This is a genomic window from Marinomonas foliarum, assembly GCF_003337275.1.
Classification (GTDB): domain Bacteria; phylum Pseudomonadota; class Gammaproteobacteria; order Pseudomonadales; family Marinomonadaceae; genus Marinomonas; species Marinomonas foliarum.
This window is the reverse complement of sequence record NZ_QPJQ01000014.1, coordinates 1-25659: the sequence shown is the minus strand read 5'-3', so window position 1 is coordinate 25659 and position 25659 is coordinate 1. Positions and strand designations below refer to the sequence as shown.

The following is a 25659-nucleotide window of genomic DNA, read 5'->3' as shown; positions in this document are numbered from 1 at the left end:
AAAAAATGAAAGCACTTTCTTTCGGTAGCACAGGTCTAAAAACCATCACCATGGCAAGTCTACTTATTGGTAGTGGCTTCGCCTTATCTGCAGAGCCAGAGCAATGCCAAAAAGTGACTCTTAGCGATCCAGGTTGGACTGACATCGGTGCAACTAATGGCGTAGCAACCACCCTACTTAAAGCAATGGGATATGAAACACAGGTGTATTTACTAAGTGTTCCAGTTGGCTTTGAAAGCATTAAGAATGGTGAAATTGATGCATTCATGGGAAATTGGATGCCAGCTCAATCTGCATTTATCGATAAATACAAGAACGATTTAGATGTAGTGCGAACGAACTTGGAAGGCGTAAAATTTACCCTAGCAGTACCTGAGTACGTTTATGAAGCAGGCGTAAAAGATTTTGCTGACTTATCAAAATTTGGAAAAGAGTTTCGTCAACGTGTATATGGCATTGACGCAGGCGCACCGGCTAATCAAAAGCTCCAAAACATGATTGATACTAATGACTTCGGCCTTGGTGATTGGAAGGTTGTAGAATCTGGTGAACAAGCCATGCTTTCTCAAGTTTCTAGAACTATAAAGCGCGATAACTTTATCGTTTTTCTTGCTTGGGAACCACACCCAATGAATGTGAATTATGATCTGAAATATTTAAGTGGCGGTGACAAATATTTTGGTCCGAATTATGGTGGTGCAACAATTAGAACATTAACACGCAAGGGGTATAGTGATGAATGCCCGAACGTTGGTAAGTTGCTTAGCAACCTCGAATTTGGCTTAACTATGGAGAACGAAATAATCGCCTCTGAAGAAAAGCCAGAAAAAGCAGCAGCCGATTGGATAAAGGCACATCCTGAAGTGCTGGACAAGTGGCTAGAAGGTGTTACGACTTTCACAGGTCAACCAGCTTTAGATACAGTTAAAAAACAGCTAAGCTCCATGTAATTTAGTCTCACAAATTGCTTTTTTTAAAGATGTAAGATTAGTTACAAAAAAGCCACATGACTCAATAGTCATGTGGCTTTTTTCTTCTCGTAGTAAAGGGCTTATTGGCGAGTTAAACGATCATTTCCCAGGACAACTGGGGCTGATGAACGATAGGGATTAATATCTAAGCCACCTCGTCTCACGTAACGTGCGTATACCGTCAAACTTTCAGGACGGCAGTGGCGCATGATATCAATAAAAATACGCTCTACACATTGCTCATGAAAATCCGTATGCTCACGAAATGAAATTACATATCTAAGTAAGCTTTCATGGTCAATTTTGTCCCCTTTGTAATCAATAAATACTGAACCCCAATCCGGTTGATTGGTAACAGGACAGTTTGATTTCAAAAGATGGCTCACCAATCGCTCTTCAACAATGCCCATAGAATCATCGATTGCTAAAAGTCCAGCATTAGGATGATACTCCGTCACATCAACATCTAAATCATCTATACAGTAGTCAGGCGTTAATACAACTAAGGATGACATAGAATCAACATCACGAATAATGACGGTTACTTCAGCTTCAGCAGCATGAGAAAGATCACGTTCTAGAATGGCCTGAACTTCTTCTGGTGATTCGTAACGCATTTGATTTAACGAGTTTAAATACAACTTGAATGATTTAGACTCGATAATATTGGGTGAATCACACGGCAAGCGAAACTCAGCCAAGGCAACAATAGGCTTGCCTTTCAAGTTTAACCATGAAAGCTCATATGCATTCCAAACATCTTCCCCATAGAATGGAAGGCGTTCGGACTCAATGCCCATTTCAGTCCATTTATCCACTCTTGCAATGGGATAAAGCAACCCTGCATCGTACTCAGAAACATATTCTGTTTGCTGACCTAAGGGTAAAAAGCCCATATAACACTACCTCAACTTCTAATACCTTTGCCCTGATTGAGCAAACGTAGACCGAATCCAAACAACACAACAATAAACACACTCACAATCACTAAAGCCCAATACACGTTAATATCAGAAACGCCAAGGATGCCATATCGAAATGCATTAACCATATACAGTACAGGATTCAACATCGAAACAGATTGCCAAAAGTCAGGCAATAAATCGATAGAATAAAACACGCCGCCCAAATAAGTTAATGGCGTGAGTATGAAAGTAGGGACAATCGAAACATCATCGAAGCTTCTTGCGTATATTGCATTTACAAAGCCGCCAAGAGAAAACATTACAGCGGTTAAACTCACAACTAGAATGGTTAAAAATAAATTTTCTAAGGCTAAATGCGTAAAGAACAGAGACAGTATGGTAACAATTAGGCCGACGAATAAGCCACGCGCAACACCACCCAAGGTATAACCCAATAAAATCACCCAATTTGGCGTCGGTGACACCAACAACTCTTGCACGCTGTGCTGAAACTTTGCAGAAAAGAACGATGATGAAACGTTCGAATAGGAGTTAGTGATCACGGACATCATGATTAGACCTGGAACAATGTATTGCATGTAGCTAAATCCACCCATTTCACCAATCCGATCACCTATTAAATTGCCAAAAATAGCAAAATACAATGACATAGTGATGGCTGGAGGCAGTAATGTTTGCGGCCATATACGAGTAAAGCGGCGTATTTCTCTTACAATGATGGTATAAAATGCGACCCAAATTTCTGAGTTTTTCATCTTGTTAGCCTTTAATTAGTTTCACGAAGAGCTCTTCGAGTCGGTTTGACTTATTGCGCATACTAACGACATTAATAGAGATGTCATCTAGTGCTTTAAATATCACATTAATCGATTGCCCTTTGACCACTTCTACTTCCAGCGTCGTTGCATCTTTACTCACCACAACGTTAAAGCCAGGCAAAGACCAATTTGCTGGTAAGCTAGTATCAAGATCCAAAATAAAGGTTTCTTGATTTAGAGTTTTCAATAATGCTTTAACACTCGTGTTTTCAACTATTTCACCGGCACTGATGATGGCAATATTTCGACATAACTGCTCAGCTTCCTCTAAATAATGTGTTGTTAAGATTATTGTCGTACCTTGCTCATTCAGTTTTTTAATAAATTCCCACATAGAGCGGCGTAATTCGATATCAACGCCGGCAGTTGGCTCATCTAAAATAAGCACTTCTGGCTCGTGTATCAGCGCCCTTGCTATCATCAAGCGGCGTTTCATGCCGCCAGAAAGCATGCGAGATTGCGCATCCTTCTTATCCCACAAATCTAACTGCTTAAGATATTTTTCGGCACGTTCTTCAGCAACCGCTCTAGTAATGCCGTAAAAGCCTGCTTGTGTTACAACGACATTAAACACTGTTTCAAAGACATTAAAATTAAATTCTTGCGGTACGACTCCAAGAAACTTCTTAGCTTTTGCAAAATCCTTATCAATATCGTTGCCAAAAATGGACACACTGCCAGATGTTTTATTAACCAAGGAGCATAAAACGCCGATAGTGGTAGATTTTCCTGCACCATTAGGACCTAGTAACGCAAAGAAATCTCCCTTTTCAACTTTTAAATCAATACCTTTTAAGGCTTCGAATCCACCTTCATAACGTTTTTTAAGGTCACTAATTTCGATTGCATATGTCATAATTGAAATTCTCATACGGCATTGCCGACTAATATAGTTACTTACTTGAATAGGGTTTTACGTGGAATCACGCACACAATACATACTTGACGCCTTTGCAGATTTACGCCAAAGAATCGCAGAACATGATCCCTTTAATCAGCCAGAATTGGCAGAAGAAGAATTAGACTTCTTAGGTAAGTGGGATGACCTGACAAAAAAAATTCAGGAAAACACTCATGATTATACGTTTGATGCTCAAGAGATATTATCGCGTTTCATTCGTTGCTACGCAAACCTCGTCCCTTTAATAAAACGCGAGCTACTGTGGTTTGTAGGTGGAGAATGCTTGCACTTTCTTGGTGACGAGGAGATAGCATTATATCAACAATTAGAAGACCACCTATACGAGCTCGACAGTCAAAACAAACAATACGACATTTCAAAAGAGATCAACACTTTACGTGGTCTACCTAACCAGATTCATTAGTAGTGATGCTGGGCTAAAAACCTAACTAGTCTTTAAGAAACTTTCTTAAAGACTAGTGTTCCATTAGTGCCACCAAAGCCAAACGAATTGTTAAGAACAACGTCTATTTTGCGTTTTTGCGGTGTTCCTGAAACATAATTCAGATCACAGCCTTCGCTAGGCTCTTCAAGGTTAATCGTAGGCGGTGCAACCTGATCACGGATAGCTAAGATTGAAAATATTGACTCTACTGCGCCAGAAGCGCCCAATAGATGGCCTATCATCGATTTCGTTGAGCTAATAGCCACATCAGAAGCATCATCACCCATTAGAGTTTTCACAGCTTGCGTTTCTGCCAAATCACCTGCGGGTGTAGAGGTGCCGTGAGCATTAATGTAATCTACATCAAGAGCGGTTAGATGTGCATCTTTTAGGGCTGCATTCATAGCTAAAACTGCACCTTCACCATTTTCTGGAGGTGCTGTCATATGATATGCATCATCGCTCATGCCAAAACCTGCAAGTTCTGCATAAATAGTGGCGCCACGAGCAACCGCGTGCTCATACTCCTCTAGTATCAGAATACCAGCACCGTCACCCATAACAAAACCATCTCGGTTTTTGTCCCACGGACGACTTGCTGTTTTATGGTCATCATTACGTGTTGATAGCGCTCTTGCGGCACCAAAACCACCGATGCCTAAAGGTGTAATCGCCATTTCAGCACCGCCAGCAATCATTACATCGGCATCGCCATATGCGATCATCCGACCTGCCATACCAATATTATGAGTACCAGTCGTACATGCTGTAACGATGGATATATTTGGTCCTTTAAAACCAAAACGAATCGCCACATGACCAGAAATCATATTGATAATCGCGCCTGGCACAAAAAAAGGAGAAATACGTTTCGGACCAGATTCATTCAATAGCTCTAGATTTTTTTCAATCATCGGTAATCCACCGATGCCTGAACCTATAGCACACCCTACGCGGCTTAAATCCGCTGTATCAGCATTAAGGTTGGCATCGTCCAACGCTTGTACTGCAGCTGCAATGCCATATTGAATGAAAAGGTCCATCTTGCGAGCTTCTTTCACGCTCATATACTGAGTCGCATCAAAATTATTTACTTGAGCCGCAAAACGAGTGGAAAACTGGCTAGCATCAAAAGAGGTGATTTCTGACACACCACTCTTGCCTTCCAAGATATTATCCCACGTATCTTTCACATTATTGCCAAGGGGTGTCACCATTCCCATTCCTGTGACTACTACCCGACGACGAGACATAAGGTTTCTCCAGCAAATCGCTCTTATTCGTTAAGAGCTATTAATAAGAAAAGCCGCTGTAATGAATACAAGCGGCTTTTCGGAAAACTCAGTTCACCAATATCTTACAAGTTAGCGTTGATGTAGTCGTTCGCTGCTTGTACGGTAGTGATTTTTTCAGCTTCTTCATCAGGAATTTCAGTATCAAATTCCTCTTCAAGAGCCATTACTAGCTCAACTGTATCTAGGGAATCTGCACCTAGGTCATCAACAAAAGATGCTGAAGCAACAACATCTTCTTCTTTAACGCCTAGTTGTTCACAAACGATTTTCTTAACGCGTTCTTCAATGCTACTCATTAGAAGTTCCTACTCTACTCATTAACAGCTCAGTGTGAGCATATTATAAAAATTCGATCACCTAAAAAAGGTATGATTCTCGACATGAACCGGAGACGTATTTTCGTTGAATTAAACATAAAATTCAACTCAAATTACGACATATACATACCGCCATTGACATGTAATGTTTCACCGGTGATGTAAGCAGCGCCATTTGACGCCAAAAATGCAACAGCTGCTGCAATTTCTTCTGGTTGACCAAGACGCGAAGAAGGCACTTTTTCGACCAATTTAGCCTTGTGCTCTTCCGGTAACACCTTAGTCATATCTGTTTCAATGAAGCCTGGAGCGACACAGTTTACTGTGATGCCACGAGAAGCTATCTCAGCAGCCAAAGAGCGGCTAAAGCCTTCTAAGCCAGCTTTAGCTGCTGAATAATTTGTTTGGCCACCATTACCCATAGAGCCAACAACAGAGCTAATACTAATAACACGACCAAATTTTGCTTTAGTCATGCCACGTAGACAAGCTTTTGTTACGCGAAAAACGGAAGTTAAGTTGGTGTTGATCACTTGATCCCATTCATCTTCTTTCATGCGCATCATTAGGTTGTCACGAGTAATGCCTGCATTATTAACCAATACTGTCGGCGCGCCATATTCTGCAGTGATTTCTTTAATCACAGCGTCTACGGAGTCGCTTGAGGATACATCCAACACCCAGCCTTTACCATTAGCTCCTAAATAGTCGCTAATGCTTTGAGCGCCAGATTCACTGGTTGCCGTGCCGATTACAGTAGCACCCTGCTCGACCAGTGCGGTGGCTATCGCCTTACCAATACCACGAGTAGCTCCTGTGACTAGAGCGATTTTTCCTTCAAGACTCATGCTTGTCTCCAACTTTTTAATATACAAATAAATATAAAGCGATAATTAAGCAGACAACGCTGCTTCGAATCCAGCAGCATCACCTAAAGACGACGCATCCAAACCTTTTACTATACGCTTATTAAGTCCGCTCAACACTTTGCCTGGCCCACATTCAATCGTAGTTGTGACACCTAATTCAGCAAGATGCATGACAGATTGAGTCCACAAAACAGGCTCGCTCAACTGTGAGACCAAATTCGCTTTAATGACCGAAGGATCAGAAACAGCCTGCGCACTGACATTTTGAACTAAAACACAGTCAGGTTTATTGAATACGATCGATTCTAGTTTTCCAGCCAGCTTTTCGCCAGCAGGAATCATCAATTCACAATGAGAAGGCACGCTGACAGGCAAAGGTAATGCACGCTTAGCACCAGCTTCTTTTGCATTAACCATTGCCGACTCAACAGCTGCAACATGACCTGCTATAACAACTTGTCCAGGAGAGTTGAAATTCACCGCACTAACGATACCAGACGCCGCTTCGCAAGCGGCAACCACTTTATCATCATCAAGACCAATAATGGCAGCCATTGCACCTTCACCCGCTGGTACAGCTTGCTGCATGTATTCACCACGTAACTTAACAAGCTCAACTGCATCAGCAAATGCAATAACACCAGAACACACTAGCGCTGAATATTCACCCAAGCTATGTCCAGCAACATAAGCAGGCTTAGCGCCACCTTGCTGACCCCAAAGACGCCATAAAGCAACACTAGCAGTTAAAAGAGCCGGTTGTGTTTTGTCTGTTTGGCTTAGTTTATCTGCATCATTTTGTACAAGGTCCCATAAATCGTAACCAAGTACATTAGATGCCTCAACGAAAGTTTGCTTTATTATTTCGTGTTTCTCCGCCAAATCTGCCAACATCCCCAACTGCTGAGAACCCTGCCCAGGAAAAACAAAAGCTAATTTATTGCTCATTTTACTTCCTCATTACAAAGACGCGCTTCTATAGCAGAACATAAGTCAGCTCGCGCAATATCAATTCCATATTCAATCGCACCAATCATAGCTTGCAAATCAGAACGACCATGACCTTTTACCAAATTGCCACGCACACCGACTAGACAGGCTCCATGCCTGCGTTCAGTTTGGTAAAAAGTCTCAAACAGTGATGAGGCTCCATTAATTTCCTTAAACTTACCCATCATAAAGGATAAGAGTCCCTCAGATGCCTTTAGAACAGCATTACCTACCATGCCATCACACACGATAACATTTTTATCGCCTTCAAATAACTCTGTGCCTTCAGCGTAGCCCAAATAAGTCAACCATTTATTGCTTATCAGTAACCTATCTGTTTCACGTATTACCGCGCTGCCTTTCGAACTTTCAACTCCAACATTCAATAGACCCACTACAGGCGTTTCATCGCTCAACGCTTCTATGTAAGCTGCACCTAATTCAGCAAAGCCAACCAACATTGAGGGAGGGCAATGAACATTTGCTCCTAAATCCACTAAGCAGCGTAAAGGATTCGAGTGCAATTCGCGAATTAAAGCCGGATACAGTTTTGGTCGCAGCACACCTAATATGTGTCGAGCTAAAGCAACCATAGCGCCAGTATTCCCAAGCGTCACAACCACATCTGATGATTTTTGGCTCAGCGCATTCAATGATTGATAGAGTGAGCTATTGCGCCGTTTGAATAAAGACAAGACTATTTCTTCGTCTCCATCAATAACATCAGAGCAAGAAATCAGAGATAAGCGTTCATGGGGTGCAGGAAGTTCCAGGCCGGAATAAGGAGAATAATACGCAGTAATAAATACATCATGATGGCGAGAGAGTATCTCTACCGCACCATCTAATGCAATGCGGGGACCTAAGTCCCCGCCCATAGCATCTAAAGCTACCCTGATCATGGGTATCTTAGTTACTCACCTTTAGGGGTGATAACTTGACGGCCACGGTAGAAACCATCTGCAGAAATATGGTGACGACGGTGAAGTTCACCAGTTGTCTTTTCTACAGAAAGAGTTGGACCAGTCAAGGCATCGTGTGAACGACGCTGACCGCGACGTGAACGAGTAACTTTACTTTTTTGTACTGCCATTTTTTGGAGCTCCTAACTTTACTTGGCCTTTAATTGGGCCAATATACTAAATGGATTCGGTTTTTCGTCATCCGGTGCGTCATCGGTAGACGAGGCATACTTTACAGCTGTTGGGTTGCAACCACTTTCTTCGTGATAAGCGACAATTGGTAAGGCAAGTATAATTTCTTGTTCTACCATATCTGCTAAAATTACTTCACCATCGGTCATGACAACAGGATCGTAACTTTCCGGTAGATTCTTCGCATGATCTTCGTCATAGACAAAGCCAAGAGATAAATCTAACGCCAAATCATGGGAAACTGCCCCCATGCAACGCTGACATACAACCTGCACTTGAGCTGTTAATGATCCGGTAGCAATATAACGCCTATCCTCATCAACTCTAAAGTCTAGATGAATAAATGCATTACCCTCATCAGAGGCTAATATAGCACAAAGCTCCTTAAATTCATTAAGGGGCACGTTCCCTTCGAAAGACATCTCATTATGAGCGTACTTTCGAGGGTCAAAATATTTAGGTAATGAGTCATTCAACATGGCGGGAATAATATTGCCAAGGACCCTTTTTGTCAAAGTCTAAGTGACTTTAAAGTGGCTTTTTTTAGAAATTTAAGCTATTCGAGAGAAAAAAAAGTAAAATGCCGTCAAACTTGAACAAAATGGCCGAAAAACAATGCTCAAAAAAATTATTTTAGGATCTTCCTCTCCTTATCGTAAGGAGCTCTTACAGCGATTAAACCTACATTTTGAATGCCACTCTCCAAACATAGATGAAAGCCGTTTGGCTCAAGAATCAGCCCAAAACCTAGTTCAGCGGCTAACACTATCAAAAGCAAAAGCAGTTCATGAGGAACGTTTAGCACTAGATTCAACTGAAAACGCCTTAATCATTACCTCTGATCAAATCGCAGTACTGAATTCAACAGTTCTAGGAAAGCCTCATACTGAAGCAAACGCAATAAAGCAACTCACTTCATTTAGCGGACAGAAGGTCAGTTTTCTAACAGGGCTTTGTCTTTTCGACCAAGAAAATAAAACATATCAATACGAATTGAATGAATTCCATGTTTACTTCAGACATTTAACGCATCAGGAAATCAGTCGGTATGTCGCTATTGAACAGCCGCTAGACTGTGCTGGAAGCTTCAAATGTGAGGGATTGGGAGTCTGCTTATTTGAAAAGATGGAAGGCAATGATCCTACTAGCCTCATAGGCCTCCCACTTATTATGCTATCTAGCTTTCTAAGGAAAGCCGGGGTTAATCCGATTTCTTAATAACCTTTTGGAAACGAATGGTAGCTTGATATCGGTGACTCAAGTCCATCAATCGCTTTTAAGGCAACGTCATAACCAAATTCGATTAACTCTTTTGCTCGCCAAAATTCATAGAATCCAGAAACGTCTTTCGGAATAGAAATTAACAAGTCTGGCGGATAGCCCGCTAACTTGTATTGAGTTAACGATTCTTGCATCGTCTCAAACATCATATTAATTGTCTGTAGACGCCCCCAGCTCTCAGGAGAGTATTTAGCCTTATCTGGCTCCTTACCTTTTGCGAAGAAGTCCTTTGTACTAAGCCACCAAGCAGGGCCTGTAGAATCCTGCTCTGCCGTCTTATCAAGTAAAACTTCCGCAGGACCATTAAGGTCGACAGCGACAATATAATCCGCACCAGCAGGTACGGATGGAATAATGGGTAAAGGGTTTAACACGCCACCATCAACATACATTCTGCCATTAAACTCGACAGGGGAAACAAGTGACGGTATTGCTGAGGATGCTCGCATAGCGCTGATTAAATCCCCCCTCTGGAACCAGAATTCCTTTTGATTCAGGAGGTCAACAGCAACGGATGTGTAATCTATGGGTAGTGATTCTATAGTTGGAGTAGCTATGATTTCCTGGATCTTTTCAAAAAAGCGATCTCCCTTTACATAGCCGCCTTTTAAAAGCGACATATCTAATAAGCGCAGAACGTTAATTCGATCTAATGACTCTGCCCATTCGCGATATTCGGACAACTTCCCTGCCGCATATACACCGCCAACTATAGCCCCTATCGAACAACCTGAAATACTGATTATCTCATAACCACGATCTTCAAAAGCCTGAATAACACCTATGTGCGTATGACCACGAGCCGCACCACTCCCTAAGACAAGAGCAATTGTCCCTTTTTTTGAACTCACAACTACCACCTAACGACGAACATAAACAAAGGAAATTCGGTTTACTCCAAGAGCTTCACGACCAAGATCCGCAAGATTAATAAAACGCACTCTTGATTGTAGACGCTCGCCAATTCCAGCAGAAACCTCTGAAATTAGCCTATCACCAGCCTCTATTGCACTAAAAATATTACTCTTTTCGCTGGTGACAAAACCAACGACATTTTGTCCGGACGGTAAATCATTAATAAAACGACGAATACGAGGAATATCTCGAACATCCATCTGAGCAATAATATTCAACTCTGTATCTTGTGCCTCAGTTGATTTAACTTCGTCTAAGCGAATCATCACATCACCAGCGCCTCGGCGATTAAGATACAAAACCTGATATATATCCTGTTGATTTTGAACGACTAATAAGTACTGACTTTGGTCTGCCCCATACAATAAGTAGTCCTTGAAAAAGTTATTTGCCCAGGCATTACTGCTACCACAACTGCGACTTTCACATTCAAACAAAACAGTACGGCCATCTAATAACATTTGCTCCCGGTAGTGTTCATACACATCAGGTAAAAGCGCGTTTCGATTAACCTTATACAAAGAAGAAAAATAGTCTCCTTTTAGGCGGATAACCGACTCAGGCTCCCAGCCACTGCCTGCCCTGCGTATTTTACTAAGAGGTATTTCAACCAATTCCTCAGCTTTAGAATAACTTTTAACTAGTTGAGCATCACGATAAGGCTCGATATCTAATGAAGCAGCAAAAGAAGCGCTACTAGCTAACAATAAAGAACAAAGAATCCCACGAAACTTAACCATATAACCTTCCTATCACCCTAAACAGGATGTACTAACGTATTAGTTTTGGTCAATAAACCGCTGAATTTCAGTTGCTACAGAAAAGCAGCTATCCGGCTCAAGGTGAAAGTGATGATTTCCCTCTAGCCACTTCAACTTAATCCATGGAAATTGAGCAGCTCGCTTTTCAACTAATTGATGGTCATTTTGATAAATTCCACCTTTTGCAACCAGAGCCAATGTTGGACATTTAATTTCTTGAATGAATGCTTCTACACTAGCCTCATCCATTCGCAAAGGAGACGGAAAAGTCAATTTACCGTCATGGCGCCAAGACCAAGCACCATCTGCGGATTGTTTAGCTCCTCGCTCAACCAACAGCCTAGAAGCACCGTTTGAAATAGAGGTAAAACCCTCCATTCGAGCCGTTATCATGGTCTCTTTTGTCGGGTAACTAGTTTCTCTGCCATGACGATATTTGGACATTTTATTAATAGCACGCTGCATGGTTGCAACACGGTTTTCAGGGCTGCCACTTAATGGCCCCATATTATCTAAAATTATTAAACCGCGAATTTTGTCAGGAGCTATAGCTGCCACCAACATCGCCACAGCGCCCCCCATACTATGACCGATTAACCAAACACTTTGCTTTGATTGATTCAGTATAGACACAACATCTAACACATAATCCCACAGGTGATAAAAACTGCCGGCAGGACGATGCAAAGATAAACCATGCCCAGCAAAATCTAATGCCACATGGGAAAAGTCAGATAAATGAGGTGATAAATTCGAAAAGCTAGCAGCGTTATCCAGCCACCCATGAAGTGATAATATTTTTAGATCAGATGTCTTCTTTGGCAACCATTGCATACCAGATAACTCGGTATGCGGCAGCTTATAAACAATTTCATTTCCCATAGAAATTCTATCTTTACCGATAATAATAATTCGAGAAGATTGTTACGAAGGAGACTCACTCCAACGAAACTGACAGCAAGCATTCGCAAATAGCTCACCTTCAACAGAAGCCAAAGCCGCTGTTGTCATAGCAAAACTAACCGGCAATGGCTCATCTACTAAAAAGTCAACAAATTGGTGAGCGAAAGGCTGATGTGTTACCAATAAAATAGACTCGTAAGGCTGCTCGTTCAACCAAAGCGCTACATCCATACAACGGCCATCCGGTGTAATCAAAGGGCAGTTTTGTTGTTCGACCGATACATCAAGGCTTGATAAAAACACTTTAGCCGTTTGCTGAGCGCGAACGTAAGGGCTAACCAAAACCACATCTAATGTTTCCGCTCTTGATTTAAAAGCAAGTGCCGCCATTTTAACTTCTGCCACACCAAGCTCAGTTAGCTCCCTACGCTCATCAAGGTCGTAGCCATAAGGCTGGGCATTACCATGACGTAAGACGTATAAGCGCTTAAGCTTCATCATCCGCCTCTACATACGGCCAAGGTTGAAACGGATACGGCTTTTCTTCAGTTTTATAAGCCATAAACGAAAAAATTTGCTGGATAAATGAAGCCAAGCGGCTCAACCATGACGAGAGCATAACTGGCTTGTGCTTAGAGCCAAGTTTAATCAGGCTCACCACTATCAGCAGCACCCCGAATACCGTCACAGCAATATTCAATACAACCCAGTACAACAACATAAAAATAACACGAAACCAAAATCCCTGATCGGCATAACCTGGCTTAGACATTGTCACTCTCCTCATTTGTCGCAAATTCGACATCCCATTTTTGTTCACCTGTCATCATTGATCCAATCAATGATTCTAGCTTGGCATTCTCAAACAATAATTTAGAAAGACCTTCCGCAAGTGGCATATACAAACCATGTTTATGGGCTTCTTCTACCACCATTTTCAATGTATTTACACCTTCGGCCACCTCACCAATGCCGCCCACCGCTTCTTCTAGATTTTCTCCAGAACCAATAGCAAAGCCGACTCGATAATTTCGACTTAGTGGTGAAGTACAAGTTGCGATCAAATCTCCCATTCCAGCTAACCCTAAGAAAGTCATTGGGTTTGCACCAAAGTGCACCGCAAAGCGACTCATTTCAGCTAGACTGCGAGTCATTATCATCGACATCGTGTTTTCACCAACGTTCATTGCTTTAGCAAGTCCGCAAACAATGGCATAGATATTCTTTAATGCTCCAGCTAACTCTACCCCTTTACTGTCGCGATTTTCATAAACCCGAAAAGTTGGGGACTTCAGCAACTCTATAACACGTTGGCGAACTAAATCATCGGCGCTAGCAATAACTGATCCAGTCATCTGCCCAGCAGCGATTTCCTTAGCAAGATTAGGTCCACTCAAAACGCCAATTTTTTGCGTGATAGGGTTTCGACGCAAAACATCGCTCATAAGTTCAAAACGATTTGGATTAAACCCCTTAGTAGTACTAATTAAAATTTTATCAGCAGTCAATAATGGCTCTATTCGCTGCACAACTTGTTCAAATGACTTTGATGGAATTGATACAAAGACCGTATCACTTTCTCGAATAGCCTGCTCAAGGTTGCTTGTCGCTAGTAATTCTCTGTGCAATGGCGCATTAGGTAAATAACGACTATTTAATCCTGTTAAATTGATTTCCTCTACTTGCTCTTCATTACGCATCCACTGACTAACCTGATGGCCATTATTCGCCATGATATTTGCCAATGCTGTACCAAAGCTACCACCACCTAACACACAAACCGAATGCTTCATTATGATTATTTCTCTTTTTGAAAATCGTCAAATAATACTAGGACGAACAACTAACTTCTAAAGACTTACCCCAGTCAGGGGCCCTTTGAGCCAAAGCATTTGACTCTGGATGCTCATTGAATGGCTGATTAAGCACATTTAACAAACGTCGGAATGGTAAATAATCTCCATGCTCTGCCGCCAAAATGACCTCATGTGCCAAGTAGTTTCTCAAGACAAATTTTGGATTTGCCTGCAGCATTTCATGGCCTGCCTGTTCCCAATTAGTAGATTCAGACAATCTTGCCGATTGGTAACGTTTAAGCCACTGGGACAAGCGCTGACGGTCAACCACTTCATCCAACAAGGGGTTGAAGTTGTCTTTCTCAAGATGACTTAAAAGGCGAAAGAAGATCGTATAATCCATTTTTTCAGCCGTTAAAATCAATAACAATGGAGGCAATAATTCATGCAGCACTTCAACTGAGCTTAACCCCATTTTCTGCATCATCAAGACATCATAATGAGATTGAAGCTCTGGCTCATAACACTGAAGGATAGCAATCAGCTGATCTCTCTCAAGGTGTTTTGAAAAACAGCGCATCAAGCAGTTCAAGTTCCATAGCCCTACACCTGGCTGACGAGAAAATGCATAGCGACCCTCATGATCAGAGTGATTGCACACCCAATTAGGCTCATAATCTTCCATAAAGCCATACGGACCATAATCTATGGTCTCGCCAGTAAAAGAAAAGTTATCCGTGTTCATCACACCATGCTGAAATCCAACTGACTGCCACTTAGCAACCATTCTTGCCGTGCGTTTAACCACCTCGGTTAACATGTCCTCTAATGGAGACTCTGACTTTAGGCTGTCTGGATAATAATGCTTAAGGCAATATTCTATAAGCTGATCGAGCTCTTCCTGCTTACCTTGTGAAAAAAAGTACTCAAAGTGACCGAAGCGGATATGACCTTGTGAAGTTCTAAGTAGCATGGCGCCAGCTTCCGGCGTTTCTCGATATACCGCTTCACGACTATCGTACAGAGCCAAAGCGCGAGAGGAAGGCACCGACAAAGCTACCATCGCCTCACTTGCCAAGTACTCTCGTATACAAGAGCGTAAAACTGCACGCCCGTCCCCACGACGGGAATATGGTGTCGGACCAGCACCCTTCATATGTAAGTCATATAAAAGACCGTCTAGACCACGAACCTCACCTAACAAAACGCCTCGCCCATCACCGAGTTGAGGTGAAAAACCGCCAAACTGATGACCTGCATAAACCATACTCAGGCTAGAAGGTAATGGCTCTTCACCACTTAAAATACGCTTGGTTTCAGTAGATTTGATATCGATAGACAGAAATGTAGCGAGCGATTGATTAAATTCTACCAATCGCTGCTCATGGAGTGGCTGGATGAGAGTTTTCGAAGAAAACGCCTCTCCCAAACTTGCAAAGTGGTGCTCTAAATTCATCTTATCTCACTTAAAAGTTAAGCGATGTTTATAGCGATGTATCGACCATATACTCACAGCGGATACTTTCGCCAACAACCCTTTCGATTTCAGGAATCATGAAAGCATCGTCTTCGCTAGCGAAGCTAACGGATTTTCCCGTTTCACCGCCACGGCCAGTACGACCAATACGATGTACGTAATCTTCTGGATCTTCTGGTAGTGAGTAGTTAACAACTAACTCCACGTTATCCACGTGAATACCGCGTCCTGCAACATCGGTTGCAACAAGCACTTGAATAACACCATCTTTGAAGTTTTTCAAAGTTTTCACACGCTTATCTTGGGCGACTTCCCCAGATAAAATTGCGCAGTTTATATTGGCTTTACGTAGGAGTTCATAAAGATCGCGCGTTTCATCACGACGGTTAGCAAATATAATAGTACGTTGCCCACCATTTTTTTCGATCAATTGTTGTAACACTGGCCATTTTTGGTCTGCTTCTACAGTATATATAACTTGATCTATATTCTTGTTAGTCGCTTCTTTTGGCACAACAGACACCTCTTTAGGGAAGTAAGTCCATTGCTGAGCCAAAGCTTGGATATCCTTGGGGAAAGTCGCGCTAAACAGCATGGTCTGTCTTGTTTCTTTATGTGGTGTCATACGAATAATGCTTTTCACATCAGGAATGAACCCCATAGAGAGCATGCGGTCAGCCTCATCAAGAACCAAACACTCTACTTTGCCTAATTGCACTTTTCGGCTACGAGCAAAGTCCAATAAGCGACCTGGCGTTGCGACCAAAATATCTACATTCTCGGTTTCCAGAGCAATCTTTTGCTTCTCGTAGCTTAACCCACCCACCAAGGTCACAACATTTAAGTGACAATTGGACGTTAGTTTAATGGCTTCATCAGCGATCTGAATGGCCAATTCACGAGTAGGAGCAATTATCAAACCCCGGGCAAAGTTATTTGCTCGCTTTTCTTCAAGCGGGTAATCAAGAAAATCACTAATCATTGCAATTAAAAAAGCAGCCGTCTTACCCGTACCTGTTTGAGCTTGACCAATAATGTCATAGCCTAGCAATGTCATAGGTAAAGTTTCAGCTTGAATTTCACTGCAATACTCAAAGCCCATTTCAGAGATAGATTTAATAACTCGGTCTGGAAGGTTTAAATCATGGAAACGCAATTTACCTTCTACTTCAGCAACAGGGAAATCGTCAATCGACCAAATATGGCCTTTTGTTTTTTCAGCAGTATCTGTCTCATTATTTGCTTTTGTATTGGCTTGACTTGAACGGCTTGATTCATCATTGCTGCTTTTTGGGCGCTTATTAGGACGACGAGTACGCTTAGGTTTTGTAGAGGTTTCTGATGGCACTTCTTGATTTTGGTTTTCCATATTGGAATCTATACGCTTCTATTATGTTTTGAGGTTAATTATCAGTGCAAGGAGTGTACCTAAATGATACGGTTTTATCACCCCTTGCTTACGGTTTGTTGATTTACATTACTGATAGCGATATGGCGGTAAACTATTAATGAGCTGAGCACCGTAACGCTTGGTGCGTAATCGTTTATCTAAGATATGAATTTCACCTTTATCACTTTCGCTTCTCAATAGCCGCCCTGTTGCCTGGACTAAGCGTAAAGACGCATCAGGAATGGTAATTTCCATAAATGGATTACCACCACGCTTTTCTATCCATTCAGCCAAGGTCGCTTCAACTGGGTCATCGGGCACTGCAAATGGAATCTTAGCTATATAAACACAGGTTAAATAGTCTCCTGGAAGGTCCACCCCTTCAGCGAAACTTGCCAGCCCTAGCAATAGGCTTCCTTTTCCTTCATCTATTTTTGCTTTATGAGAATCTAAAATAACGCGCTTAGATTGCTCTCCCTGCATTAGTAATATTTCCTGCAAGTCAGAAGAAAGTGATTTTGCCACCTCCTCCATTTGACGGCGTGACGAAAACAGCGCCAAACTGGCTTTTTTTGTATCAACATGCTCATCAAGATAGCGCACTATTTCAGCCGTATGCTGCTCGACACGGTTGGGTTCATGCTCCATATCAGGCACAACCAAAAGGCCATTCTCTTTAAAATCAAAAGGGCTTAAAACACGCAGATATTCGCTTTCCCGCGGTACCCCAGAGCGCATATTAAAGCGATGAAATTGATTCAATGCTGTTAATGTTGCCGATGTCACCACAGCACCAAAGCATTTATCCCAAAGCTGCTGCCTCAATGTATTAGCTGCGAGTATTGGAGAAGCGCCTAGTTCAATATCTTGCTCCATGCCTTGCCCCGACAAAACTAACCAACGCGCATTAGGAGGATAATTTTGATCATCCACAGTTGAATACAGTCGCCACAAGCCAACACATTGCTCCAGACGTCCCAAAACAACCCCCAAAATAGGCTGCCAAGTTTCTGCTGTTTCGGTCGTCACACCCATACCTTCATTTTGTTTGGTTTTTTTACATTCGTCTTGAATGCTTTCTATGTTATTAAATAATTTTTGGTATGACGTTTGTAAACTGTATGCCAACTGACGTAATTCATCAGGTACCTGACCAAATTCAAACCGATGTTGATTGTTTTCTTGGTCTAAGCCTAACCCCTGAATATAAGGAGCCAAGCCTTGTTGCGCATATTGAATAAAGTTAACAATACTTTGTATTTGCTGTGGGATTTTTAGCAAAAGCTGCCCTGTAAGACTCACATCATCGGTTAGCTCTTGCTTAAGATTAACAAGATTTTTCTCCAATTGTCGCAACCAAGTAATGCTTTGTTGCAAACGAACCTCATGGCGGAAATGCCCAATGGCTTTGTCTGGAAGATGATGCCCTTCATCAAAGACATAGATCGTTTCCTTTGGTGGAGTAAGAATCGCGCCGCCACCTAAAGACAAATCTGCAAGCACCAAGTCATGGTTAGCAACAATAACATCCGCCACTTCGATTTCAGCTCGAGCTTTAAAAAAAGGACAAGCCGAATAATTAGCACAGTTACGGTTGGTACATTGCTGGTGATCGGTTGTTAAACGCCGCCAATCCTGGTCGCGCACTATGCCAGCCCAATTATCTTTATCACCATCCCATTCACCTTTTGATAACGCAGCATCCATTTCTTGGTAAAGAACAGTATTGACGTCATCTGAGTGAAGGTGCTGCTCAAATAGACCCGCAAACATATCTTCGATAGCCTGTTCTTCAGCACCTAAAAAGCCTTCAAGGTTATTTAAGCAAAGATAACGACCTCGACCTTTAGCGAGTGTGTACTTAAATGACAAATCCGTATGTTCAAGTAGATTTGGCAGCTCTTTATGCAAAATCTGCTCTTGCAAAGCCACAGTGGCAGTAGAAATAATCAATTTTAAACCGCGTGCTTTTGCAATGGGGATAGCTGCAAGACAATAAGACAAGGTTTTGCCTGTCCCTGTTCCTGCTTCAATTACAGCAACATGCTTCTCATCAAGGCGCTCACCTTCTGAACCTCGTTTTATATTACCTAAGGTACGAGCAATCGCACCAATCATTTGGCGCTGTCCAGCCCTTGGTTTATGGGACTTCGCATCCAAGGATGCTCGGTATGCAAGTTGAATTTGTGTTTTTAGTTCATCTGAAAGCATTTATATCATTGAGTATAGTTAGGAATGCTGTATATAATAACAGTAACTGTATAAACAACCAGATACCCTATGATTAAATTAACCAAAAGACAATCTGACGTACTAGAAACCATTCGCGAGTTTATTATCGAAACGGGGTTTCCACCTACTAGAGCAGAAATAGCGCGCCGACTTGGGTTTAAATCACCCAATGCAGCGGAAGAGCATCTCAAAGCCTTGAGCAAAAAAGGCGCAATAGAGATGCTGTCTGGCGCATCACGCGGAATACGCCTAATCGACACCGAGCCAAGTAATGACTCTGCCGATGACCTTGGCCTACCCGTTATAGGCAAAGTCGCTGCAGGTTACCCTATTTTGGCACAGGAGAATATTGCTTCTCACGTGAATATACCTGCGGCTATGTTTTCCCCCCAAGCAGACTACTTCCTTTCTGTCTCAGGCACCAGTATGAAAGACATCGGCATTATGGAAGGCGATTTATTAGCCGTACATAAAACTACAGCTGTTCGTAATGGCCAAATCGTCGTCGCTCGTATTGGTGACGAAGTAACGGTAAAGCGTTTCGAACAAAAAGGCAGTATCGTCCGACTCATCCCAGAGAACGAAGAATTTAGCGATATTATCGTTGATCTTGAAAGCGAAGATTTTGCCATTGAAGGATTATCTGTCGGTGTCATCCGTCAAGGTCTTTAAGCACAAAATCTGAGTCAATCTCTTGCTAATCAATAAAAAAGCGAAGCTTAAGGCTTCGCTTTTTTATTTGACGCGAGGTCTTCACATCATTCATGCTGACTTAATGTAGAATTTTAGGGCGAAATTCTTCATCGTCTAGGTAACCTGCATCTTCATCAAAGCTCGATTCATCAGAATAAACAAAATCAATTCCAGCATGAAACATATGCTTTGCCAATTCAAAGTACCGATCTTTGAGGTAAGAGCGTGTGTCATCGGAAATTTTTAATGTTGCTAGCGGAACGGTTTCCTCACCATCTTCAGAGGCTGGACGTAGCACAATATCGCCGTTATCAAGCTCAACAATTTCTAGGTAGGATTCTTTCATATTCAATACTCTGATGACTCTTCTCTAAAGCGTAACACTAATTCAACTAGCTTAGCCAGATAGTAACTCACTGATGCACCAGCATCGCTTCCTCGGCCGATCAAATTGTCACTCTGAACCAGCGGCGATGCCGAACTTTTACATTCAAATTGAGCTAAATAAGCTTGATCAAGCTGAAAATACCAAGAATCTTTTCGCGTTAACAAATCAGCCAGTTCAGATAACACTGGCACAACAATTTGCTTAGAATCAGATTCCTCTAATAATTTTGCCACATCCAGCGAGCCAGATAACGAATACGCTAAAGATACTTCTTTCAACAAGCCATTGAATGCGCTTCTTAACTGGAAAACTGCTGAGCTTTCAAGTCCAACACTTAACCAAGCTTCTTGGCTTTCCTGGCTTTGTTGAATAAAGCGTCTTGCTGTATCTAATTTTTGGTTAGTAAGGCTCGCTAAACTGGCGACACTCATTTTTTCTTACCTTCCTCGATCACCCATTTAGAGCCGACAAAAAAAGCCTTCCAACCAGTTGGTTTGCCCTCTTCGTTTTCCGTCATGACATATTGCTCTTTTGTCTTGCGGCTATAGCGAATAATGGATGGGCGACCTTCTGAGTCCTTTACTGGCGCTTTAGCAAAGAAATGGTATTTAGGGTCAATTTGATCCATATAAGGAAGCAGTTCTTTTACCAAAGGCGCTCTTGTTTCTCGCTTACGAGGGAACTGACTAGCAGCAAGAAATAAACCCGTTGCACCATCGCGAAGCACATAGTGGTCTTCCACTTTTTGACAGGCAAGATCAGGCATTGGCACAGGATCCATCTTCGGTGGCGCAGCTTCACCGCTTTTCAATAGCTTACGAGTGTTTTTACACTCCTCGTTTGTACAGCCAAAGTATTTACCAAAGCGACCCGTTTTAAGCTGCATTTCGGAGCTACATTTGTCACATTCAAGTGTTGGACCATCGTAACCTTTTATTTTAAAGGTTCCGGTTTCTACTTCATAACCAGAACAAGCTGGGTTGTTACCACAAACATGTAACTTACGACCTTCATCCATTAAGTAGCTGTCCATCGCCGATCCACAAATTTTACAGCGATGCTTATTTATCAATGCCTTAGATTCACCTTCCTCATCATCAATAGCAACAGCTTCGTCACCACGAACAAGGTTAATCGTTGCTTTACAGCGCTCTTTGGGTGGAAGCGCATAGCCAGAACAAGACATAAATACGCCAGTACTCGCCGTACGAATTTGCATCGGACGAGAACAGGTTGGGCATTCAATGTCTGTTGGAGTTGGCTCATTTAGCATCATGCCGCCATCAGGCGATTCTGCTTTGGCAAGAACAGAGCTAAAGTCTTTATAAAACGCATTAAGCGTCTTTATCCAATCTTTATTACCTTCTGCGATATTGTCTAGTTGTTCTTCCATTTGCGCTGTAAAGCTGAAGTTCATCAAGGAATTAAAACTATCAACTAGGCGTTCTGTAACGATGTCGCCCATTTTTTCTGCATAGAAGCGACGATTCTCAACTCGCACATAACCACGATCTTGAATCGTAGAAATAATAGATGCATATGTAGAAGGTCGACCAATACCACGTTTTTCAAGCTCTTTAACCAAGCTCGCTTCGCTAAAGCGCGCCACAGGCTTAGTAAAATGTTGTTCAGGTAATAATTCTTTAAGCGTAAGATATTCACCCTGACCTACGTCCGGCAAAATATTATCTTCACCCTTTTTAGCAACCGTCTGCATAGCACGAGTGTAACCATCAAAACGGAGAATGCGGCCTTTTGCTTTGAACTCATACTCACCTGTCGTGACTGTAATCGTAGTAGAGGTGTATTCCGCTGGTGTCATTTGACACGCCATAAACTGACTACGGATCAAGTCGTACAAGCGATGCGCGTCTTTTTCCATGCCAAGCAGGTCATCAACCCGTACAGTGACATCAGATGGACGAATTGCCTCATGAGCCTCTTGAGCACCCTCTTTACTGCTATAACGAATAGGATCAGCTGGCAAATAAGCATCACCAAAAGTAGAAGTAATATAGCCTCTAAGAGCCTCTACAGCATCGACGCTTAAATTAGTCGAGTCTGTACGCATGTAAGTGATATAACCACCTTCATACAGACGCTGAGCAAGCATCATTGTCTTCTTAACACCATAGCCCAAGCGTGTACTTGCTGCCTGCTGTAACGTAGAGGTGATAAACGGTGCAGACGGCTTACTGCTGGTTGGTTTATCTTCTCGACTGCTAACGAGGTATTTGGCATCATTTAAACGAGCAACATGCTCATCCGATTGAGCCTTGTTAACAGGACGATATTCTTTATTTTGATATTTTGCCGCTTCAAACTTAATAACGTCTTTTGAAGGCGTAGCCAGCATGGCATCCAATTCCCAAAATTCATCAGGAACAAATGCACGAATCTCTTTTTCACGCTCAACGATTAAACGCACTGCAACGGATTGAACCCGGCCTGCAGACAAGCCTCTTGCTACTTTAGACCAAAGTAACGGCGAAACCATAAAGCCAACCACTCGGTCTAAGAAACGACGAGCCTGTTGAGCATTCACGCGATTCATATCTAGTTCAGATGGCGTTTCAAACGCCGCCTTAATCGCCTTTTTAGTAATCTCATTAAAGACCACTCGCTTATAACGGCTATCATCACCGCCAATTGCTTCACGCAAGTGCCATGCAATTGCCTCACCCTCTCTATCCAAATCGGTCGCGAGATAGATGGTGTCAGCATTTTTTGCTAAGCGTTTTAATTCATCGACAACTTTTTCTTTGCCAGGCAAAATTTCGTAGTGAGCTTTCCAATTACTTTCTGGGTCAACTCCCATTCTTGAAATCAATTGCGTACGAGACTTTTTACTTTTATAGGCGAGCTTTTCTTCTGGGCTCATTTTTCTCGTCAAAGCGGCCTGCTTTGCACGCTCTTGAGGTGTAGAGGTAGCTGTTGTACCTGTAGGTAAGTCTCGAATGTGCCCTACACTAGATTTGACAACAAAGTCATTACCCAAGTATTTATTGATGGTTTTCGCCTTAGCAGGCGATTCCACGATAACCAGTGATTTTCCCATTGAACTGTGTAAGCCTTTTATAAAGTAGGTCTGCAAATCCACGTTGCACGAAGTTTAATCTCTAGGGGCGCTGATATTAAGTAAACATCTTTTATATGACAAGCGATCCCTGTATTGTTTCACACATTAAATCTTGTTGAACTTAGTATTTCTTATTTAACATACTGAATTCATTGCTTAAGGACAATCATGGCTACCCTTCAAATATTAACAATTGCATTTTTGATCATTATTGTACTTTTGTCTGTGGTCATAGGTTCGCGTGCCCATCAAAAAGAAAAAGAGATAACACAGCGACGCGTGAAACAACTACAACTATCAAACAGAGCTGATCGTGTAGAACAACATATCCGTGGCTTAAAAGATATCAATACGGATACCATTGCCACTGATGTGCTATATGATTTCTATCTAGACACACTTAGAGAACTTCTGCAATACACAGATGACCCCGAAAAAATTGAAATTCGCATAGCCACTGCGGAAGAAGGCCGTGAAAACGAACCTCTAACATTTAACCCAGAGCCAGAACTTTTTAGTTTCCAAGAAAAATCAAACTATAAAGAAAGATTAACAAAACTAGCAAAAATGCTACTGTATTTACGTCGTAAAGGCCGCATTAGTAATTCTCATTACCAAGGCTGTTACGAGTACCTTCGCTGGCTTAATCTATGGGTGCAAGTTAATCGTCAAATGGTACAAGCAAACAAAAATTTTGACAGTGGTGATATGCGTGTAGCCCAAACTCTTTATGGTGTCATTTTATCTCATATCAAATCTGATGAGACTGAGCGTCCAGAAAAAAATACGCTTAAAAATTTCATTACCGATAGAATGAAAGAAATACTATCCCCTCAAATCGCTGCCATGCAAGCAAGCGACAACCCAGAAGAGGTATTGTCTGAGTTGTTACATGGCTTAGAAGCACCGAAAGACAGTTCAACGTGATAAATACTTAAAGTAGTGTCATTTTTGATGAGTGACACTACTTATAGCTTCCAATGCTGTAATCAGTTGAGACAACTCATTTAAGACTGCCTCATCTCCCCTCTCATCCCAATAACAAAAAACACCATCTGCAGTTATTTTAACGGCCGATAATATGGAAGTATATTTCTCTAAAATCCCCAATGTTTTTAGATCTAAATCAATAGCCTCACTTGTCCACCACCCCTCAGTAATTGAGCGATACTTCCAAACCTCAAAAGGCAATATCCAAATAGTTTCTGACAAACTAACTAGTGGCTTAAGGCGATAATGTGAATAAGCTACTGTTTTTTGCCTATTTTTTGATTTGTCCCACTTGTCAGGAAGGTCAATTGATGTAAGCTGGACGGTAATTCCAAGCTTTCGGGCCTGCATACGTAGACTCATTCGCTGGCGCTCTTTTTTTGGAGGCATAATCCACAGTGCCGAACCCATTAATGACAATGTAATAAAAATAACGATAAGAGCAGTCATAATTTTAAGTGTCTCTCTAAGTTTTAAACTAAAATTAGTAAATCGATCTAAATTTGGAGGTGTTCTATGATGTATAACAGAATTCTACTCGCTGTTGATCTAACCGATGAAAGTATCAAGGTAGCAAATAAGGCTGTTGCACTATGTAAGGCTACTGGCGCAGAACTTACCATACTTCACGTCATTGAATCACTCAATTACGCCTATGGTGGTGACGTTCCAATAGATATCACAGATATTCAGGCGCAACTGCAAGAGACAGCCAAAGAGCGTATCGCCATTCTTGAAGCCCAGTTGGACGTTCCCGTTCAAGAGAGCTGCATTTCTCAAGGCGGTATAGAAAGTGAAATACACCGCATTGCAGAAGAAAAGAAAGTCGATTTAATTGTTGTCGGTAGTCATGGTCGCCATGGTCTTGCCCTACTACTAGGATCTACAGCAAATGGCGTGCTTCACGGCGCACCATGTGACGTACTAGCGGTTAAAGTCGTAAAAGACTAAACAAAAGCTGCTCACTAGTCACTGTGTCGTCCTAAAATAGGTTGACAGTTTTTAGGCCAGCTCCTGTAGCTGGCCTTTCTCTTTTCGCACTTGATTCGGTGTTTTCATCTTGAGGCT

29 protein-coding genes are annotated in these 25659 nt (G+C 42.0%); 6 read left to right on the top strand and 23 right to left on the bottom strand.

Annotated features, from left to right (window positions below; all coding sequences use genetic code 11):
• The first annotated feature begins 5 nt into the window (after positions 1–5).
• A complete protein-coding gene (gene choX / locus DFP77_RS09100; protein ID WP_114411978.1) occupies positions 6–950 on the top strand; it encodes a choline ABC transporter substrate-binding protein in 945 nt (314 codons plus the stop codon).
• A gap of 101 nt (positions 951–1051) precedes the next feature.
• Here the strand turns inward: choX and queF are convergent, their stop codons facing one another.
• Genes queF through DFP77_RS09085 form a run of 3 tightly spaced genes read right to left on the bottom strand, consistent with a single transcriptional unit; the run spans position 1052 to position 3571 of the window.
• Positions 1052–1867, bottom strand: coding sequence for an NADPH-dependent 7-cyano-7-deazaguanine reductase QueF (gene queF / locus DFP77_RS09095; RefSeq protein WP_114411977.1), 816 nt, complete (start codon positions 1865–1867; stop codon positions 1052–1054).
• An 11-nt stretch (positions 1868–1878) separates the two neighbouring features.
• Entirely contained in the window at positions 1879–2652 is a 774-nt protein-coding gene (locus tag DFP77_RS09090) for an ABC transporter permease (protein WP_114411976.1), read from the bottom strand.
• A gap of 4 nt (positions 2653–2656) precedes the next feature.
• On the bottom strand, positions 2657–3571 hold the full coding sequence (locus DFP77_RS09085) for an ABC transporter ATP-binding protein (protein ID WP_114411975.1): 915 nt from the start codon (positions 3569–3571) through the stop codon (positions 2657–2659).
• A 61-nt stretch (positions 3572–3632) separates the two neighbouring features.
• On the opposite strand from DFP77_RS09085, the gene DFP77_RS09080 reads away from it, so the two are divergent.
• Complete coding sequence (locus DFP77_RS09080; protein WP_114411974.1) at positions 3633–4040, top strand: PA2817 family protein; 408 nt, start codon at positions 3633–3635, stop codon at positions 4038–4040.
• A gap of 32 nt (positions 4041–4072) precedes the next feature.
• On the opposite strand, the gene fabF is transcribed toward DFP77_RS09080, so the two are convergent.
• The 7 genes from fabF to DFP77_RS09045 all read right to left on the bottom strand — a co-directional run bounded on the left by fabF (position 4073) and on the right by DFP77_RS09045 (position 9201).
• Positions 4073–5314 (bottom strand): beta-ketoacyl-ACP synthase II, encoded by a 1242-nt coding sequence (gene fabF / locus DFP77_RS09075; protein WP_114411973.1) that lies wholly within the window; start codon positions 5312–5314, stop codon positions 4073–4075.
• A gap of 104 nt (positions 5315–5418) precedes the next feature.
• Complete coding sequence (acpP, locus tag DFP77_RS09070; RefSeq protein ID WP_012069834.1) at positions 5419–5652, bottom strand: acyl carrier protein; 234 nt, start codon at positions 5650–5652, stop codon at positions 5419–5421.
• Positions 5653–5786: 134 nt separating this feature from the next.
• A complete protein-coding gene (fabG, locus tag DFP77_RS09065) occupies positions 5787–6521 on the bottom strand; it encodes a 3-oxoacyl-ACP reductase FabG (RefSeq protein ID WP_114411972.1) in 735 nt (244 codons plus the stop codon).
• 45 nt (positions 6522–6566) lie between these two features.
• The gene (gene fabD, locus DFP77_RS09060) at positions 6567–7490 is read right to left on the bottom strand and encodes an ACP S-malonyltransferase (RefSeq protein WP_114411971.1); all 924 of its coding nucleotides are present in this window, start codon (positions 7488–7490) and stop codon (positions 6567–6569) included.
• Entirely contained in the window at positions 7487–8434 is a 948-nt protein-coding gene (locus DFP77_RS09055) for a fatty acid synthesis protein (protein WP_114411970.1), read from the bottom strand. The genes fabD and DFP77_RS09055 overlap by 4 nt, the downstream gene beginning before the upstream one ends.
• A gap of 11 nt (positions 8435–8445) precedes the next feature.
• On the bottom strand, positions 8446–8625 hold the full coding sequence (gene rpmF / locus DFP77_RS09050) for a 50S ribosomal protein L32 (protein ID WP_072839128.1): 180 nt from the start codon (positions 8623–8625) through the stop codon (positions 8446–8448).
• A gap of 18 nt (positions 8626–8643) precedes the next feature.
• A complete protein-coding gene (locus tag DFP77_RS09045) occupies positions 8644–9201 on the bottom strand; it encodes a YceD family protein (RefSeq protein ID WP_258861105.1) in 558 nt (185 codons plus the stop codon).
• Positions 9202–9301: 100 nt separating this feature from the next.
• Here DFP77_RS09045 and DFP77_RS09040 point away from each other — a divergent pair, with 100 nt between their 5' ends.
• Complete coding sequence (locus DFP77_RS09040; protein WP_114411968.1) at positions 9302–9904, top strand: Maf family protein; 603 nt, start codon at positions 9302–9304, stop codon at positions 9902–9904.
• On the opposite strand, the gene DFP77_RS09035 is transcribed toward DFP77_RS09040, so the two are convergent.
• From DFP77_RS09035 to dinG, 9 genes are all read right to left on the bottom strand, one after another.
• Positions 9901–10818: a patatin-like phospholipase family protein gene (locus DFP77_RS09035; RefSeq protein ID WP_114411967.1), complete on the bottom strand. Its 918-nt coding sequence runs from the start codon at positions 10816–10818 to the stop codon at positions 9901–9903. The two genes, DFP77_RS09040 and DFP77_RS09035, sit on opposite strands and share 4 nt — an antisense overlap.
• Before the next feature lie 9 nt (positions 10819–10827).
• Positions 10828–11622: a DUF4892 domain-containing protein gene (locus DFP77_RS09030; protein WP_114411966.1), complete on the bottom strand. Its 795-nt coding sequence runs from the start codon at positions 11620–11622 to the stop codon at positions 10828–10830.
• A gap of 39 nt (positions 11623–11661) precedes the next feature.
• Positions 11662–12525: an alpha/beta fold hydrolase gene (locus tag DFP77_RS09025; RefSeq protein ID WP_239544076.1), complete on the bottom strand. Its 864-nt coding sequence runs from the start codon at positions 12523–12525 to the stop codon at positions 11662–11664.
• 42 nt (positions 12526–12567) lie between these two features.
• Positions 12568–13047: a phosphohistidine phosphatase SixA gene (gene sixA, locus DFP77_RS09020; protein WP_114411964.1), complete on the bottom strand. Its 480-nt coding sequence runs from the start codon at positions 13045–13047 to the stop codon at positions 12568–12570.
• A complete protein-coding gene (locus DFP77_RS09015) occupies positions 13034–13318 on the bottom strand; it encodes a DUF4389 domain-containing protein (protein WP_114411963.1) in 285 nt (94 codons plus the stop codon). Before DFP77_RS09015 ends, sixA begins: the two co-directional genes overlap by 14 nt.
• Positions 13311–14339, bottom strand: coding sequence for an NAD(P)H-dependent glycerol-3-phosphate dehydrogenase (locus DFP77_RS09010; RefSeq protein WP_181858525.1), 1029 nt, complete (start codon positions 14337–14339; stop codon positions 13311–13313). The genes DFP77_RS09015 and DFP77_RS09010 overlap by 8 nt, the downstream gene beginning before the upstream one ends.
• 37 nt (positions 14340–14376) lie before the next feature.
• Positions 14377–15798: a protein adenylyltransferase SelO gene (locus DFP77_RS09005; protein ID WP_114411961.1), complete on the bottom strand. Its 1422-nt coding sequence runs from the start codon at positions 15796–15798 to the stop codon at positions 14377–14379.
• A 28-nt stretch (positions 15799–15826) separates the two neighbouring features.
• Positions 15827–17188: a DEAD/DEAH box helicase gene (locus tag DFP77_RS09000; protein WP_114411960.1), complete on the bottom strand. Its 1362-nt coding sequence runs from the start codon at positions 17186–17188 to the stop codon at positions 15827–15829.
• Between the two features lie 108 nt (positions 17189–17296).
• Positions 17297–19420: an ATP-dependent DNA helicase DinG gene (gene dinG / locus DFP77_RS08995; RefSeq protein ID WP_114411959.1), complete on the bottom strand. Its 2124-nt coding sequence runs from the start codon at positions 19418–19420 to the stop codon at positions 17297–17299.
• A gap of 69 nt (positions 19421–19489) precedes the next feature.
• On the opposite strand from dinG, the gene lexA reads away from it, so the two are divergent.
• Positions 19490–20113, top strand: a complete 624-nt coding sequence (gene lexA / locus DFP77_RS08990) for a transcriptional repressor LexA (RefSeq protein ID WP_114411958.1) — start codon at positions 19490–19492, stop codon at positions 20111–20113.
• A 100-nt stretch (positions 20114–20213) separates the two neighbouring features.
• On the opposite strand, the gene DFP77_RS08985 is transcribed toward lexA, so the two are convergent.
• Genes DFP77_RS08985 through topA form a run of 3 tightly spaced genes read right to left on the bottom strand, consistent with a single transcriptional unit; the run spans position 20214 to position 23580 of the window.
• Positions 20214–20480 carry a hypothetical protein gene (locus DFP77_RS08985; RefSeq protein WP_114411957.1) on the bottom strand — a complete coding sequence of 89 codons (267 nt, stop codon included), beginning with the start codon at positions 20478–20480 and terminating at the stop codon, positions 20214–20216.
• Between the two features lie 2 nt (positions 20481–20482).
• The gene (locus DFP77_RS08980) at positions 20483–20953 is read right to left on the bottom strand and encodes a DUF6586 family protein (protein WP_114411956.1); all 471 of its coding nucleotides are present in this window, start codon (positions 20951–20953) and stop codon (positions 20483–20485) included.
• Positions 20950–23580 carry a type I DNA topoisomerase gene (gene topA / locus DFP77_RS08975; RefSeq protein ID WP_114411955.1) on the bottom strand — a complete coding sequence of 877 codons (2631 nt, stop codon included), beginning with the start codon at positions 23578–23580 and terminating at the stop codon, positions 20950–20952. The genes DFP77_RS08980 and topA overlap by 4 nt, the downstream gene beginning before the upstream one ends.
• A 189-nt stretch (positions 23581–23769) precedes the next feature.
• Here topA and DFP77_RS08970 point away from each other — a divergent pair, with 189 nt between their 5' ends.
• The gene (locus DFP77_RS08970; RefSeq protein ID WP_114411954.1) at positions 23770–24528 is read left to right on the top strand and encodes a DNA topoisomerase I; all 759 of its coding nucleotides are present in this window, start codon (positions 23770–23772) and stop codon (positions 24526–24528) included.
• An 18-nt stretch (positions 24529–24546) separates the two neighbouring features.
• On the opposite strand, the gene DFP77_RS08965 is transcribed toward DFP77_RS08970, so the two are convergent.
• The gene (locus tag DFP77_RS08965; protein ID WP_114411953.1) at positions 24547–25041 is read right to left on the bottom strand and encodes a hypothetical protein; all 495 of its coding nucleotides are present in this window, start codon (positions 25039–25041) and stop codon (positions 24547–24549) included.
• Between the two features lie 66 nt (positions 25042–25107).
• Between DFP77_RS08965 and DFP77_RS08960 the strand changes: the two genes are divergently transcribed.
• Positions 25108–25542 carry a universal stress protein gene (locus DFP77_RS08960; protein WP_114411952.1) on the top strand — a complete coding sequence of 145 codons (435 nt, stop codon included), beginning with the start codon at positions 25108–25110 and terminating at the stop codon, positions 25540–25542.
• Positions 25543–25659 lie beyond the last annotated feature (117 nt).

Coding starts and splice junctions, on each gene's coding strand:
- choX (WP_114411978.1), top strand. CDS start 6: ATGAAAGCACTTTCTTTCGGTAGCACAGGTCTAAAAACCATCACCATG.
- queF (WP_114411977.1), bottom strand. CDS start 1,867: ATGGGCTTTTTACCCTTAGGTCAGCAAACAGAATATGTTTCTGAGTAC.
- DFP77_RS09090 (WP_114411976.1), bottom strand. CDS start 2,652: ATGAAAAACTCAGAAATTTGGGTCGCATTTTATACCATCATTGTAAGA.
- DFP77_RS09085 (WP_114411975.1), bottom strand. CDS start 3,571: ATGACATATGCAATCGAAATTAGTGACCTTAAAAAACGTTATGAAGGT.
- fabF (WP_114411973.1), bottom strand. CDS start 5,314: ATGTCTCGTCGTCGGGTAGTAGTCACAGGAATGGGAATGGTGACACCC.
- acpP (WP_012069834.1), bottom strand. CDS start 5,652: ATGAGTAGCATTGAAGAACGCGTTAAGAAAATCGTTTGTGAACAACTA.
- fabG (WP_114411972.1), bottom strand. CDS start 6,521: ATGAGTCTTGAAGGAAAAATCGCTCTAGTCACAGGAGCTACTCGTGGT.
- fabD (WP_114411971.1), bottom strand. CDS start 7,490: ATGAGCAATAAATTAGCTTTTGTTTTTCCTGGGCAGGGTTCTCAGCAG.
- DFP77_RS09055 (WP_114411970.1), bottom strand. CDS start 8,434: ATGATCAGGGTAGCTTTAGATGCTATGGGCGGGGACTTAGGTCCCCGC.
- rpmF (WP_072839128.1), bottom strand. CDS start 8,625: ATGGCAGTACAAAAAAGTAAAGTTACTCGTTCACGTCGCGGTCAGCGT.
- DFP77_RS09040 (WP_114411968.1), top strand. CDS start 9,302: ATGCTCAAAAAAATTATTTTAGGATCTTCCTCTCCTTATCGTAAGGAG.
- DFP77_RS09030 (WP_114411966.1), bottom strand. CDS start 11,622: ATGGTTAAGTTTCGTGGGATTCTTTGTTCTTTATTGTTAGCTAGTAGC.
- DFP77_RS09025 (WP_239544076.1), bottom strand. CDS start 12,525: ATGGGAAATGAAATTGTTTATAAGCTGCCGCATACCGAGTTATCTGGT.
- sixA (WP_114411964.1), bottom strand. CDS start 13,047: ATGATGAAGCTTAAGCGCTTATACGTCTTACGTCATGGTAATGCCCAG.
- DFP77_RS09015 (WP_114411963.1), bottom strand. CDS start 13,318: ATGTCTAAGCCAGGTTATGCCGATCAGGGATTTTGGTTTCGTGTTATT.
- DFP77_RS09010 (WP_181858525.1), bottom strand. CDS start 14,339: ATGAAGCATTCGGTTTGTGTGTTAGGTGGTGGTAGCTTTGGTACAGCA.
- DFP77_RS09005 (WP_114411961.1), bottom strand. CDS start 15,798: ATGAATTTAGAGCACCACTTTGCAAGTTTGGGAGAGGCGTTTTCTTCG.
- DFP77_RS09000 (WP_114411960.1), bottom strand. CDS start 17,188: ATGGAAAACCAAAATCAAGAAGTGCCATCAGAAACCTCTACAAAACCT.
- dinG (WP_114411959.1), bottom strand. CDS start 19,420: ATGCTTTCAGATGAACTAAAAACACAAATTCAACTTGCATACCGAGCA.
- lexA (WP_114411958.1), top strand. CDS start 19,490: ATGATTAAATTAACCAAAAGACAATCTGACGTACTAGAAACCATTCGC.
- DFP77_RS08985 (WP_114411957.1), bottom strand. CDS start 20,480: ATGAAAGAATCCTACCTAGAAATTGTTGAGCTTGATAACGGCGATATT.
- DFP77_RS08980 (WP_114411956.1), bottom strand. CDS start 20,953: ATGAGTGTCGCCAGTTTAGCGAGCCTTACTAACCAAAAATTAGATACA.
- topA (WP_114411955.1), bottom strand. CDS start 23,580: ATGGGAAAATCACTGGTTATCGTGGAATCGCCTGCTAAGGCGAAAACC.
- DFP77_RS08970 (WP_114411954.1), top strand. CDS start 23,770: ATGGCTACCCTTCAAATATTAACAATTGCATTTTTGATCATTATTGTA.
- DFP77_RS08965 (WP_114411953.1), bottom strand. CDS start 25,041: ATGACTGCTCTTATCGTTATTTTTATTACATTGTCATTAATGGGTTCG.
- DFP77_RS08960 (WP_114411952.1), top strand. CDS start 25,108: ATGATGTATAACAGAATTCTACTCGCTGTTGATCTAACCGATGAAAGT.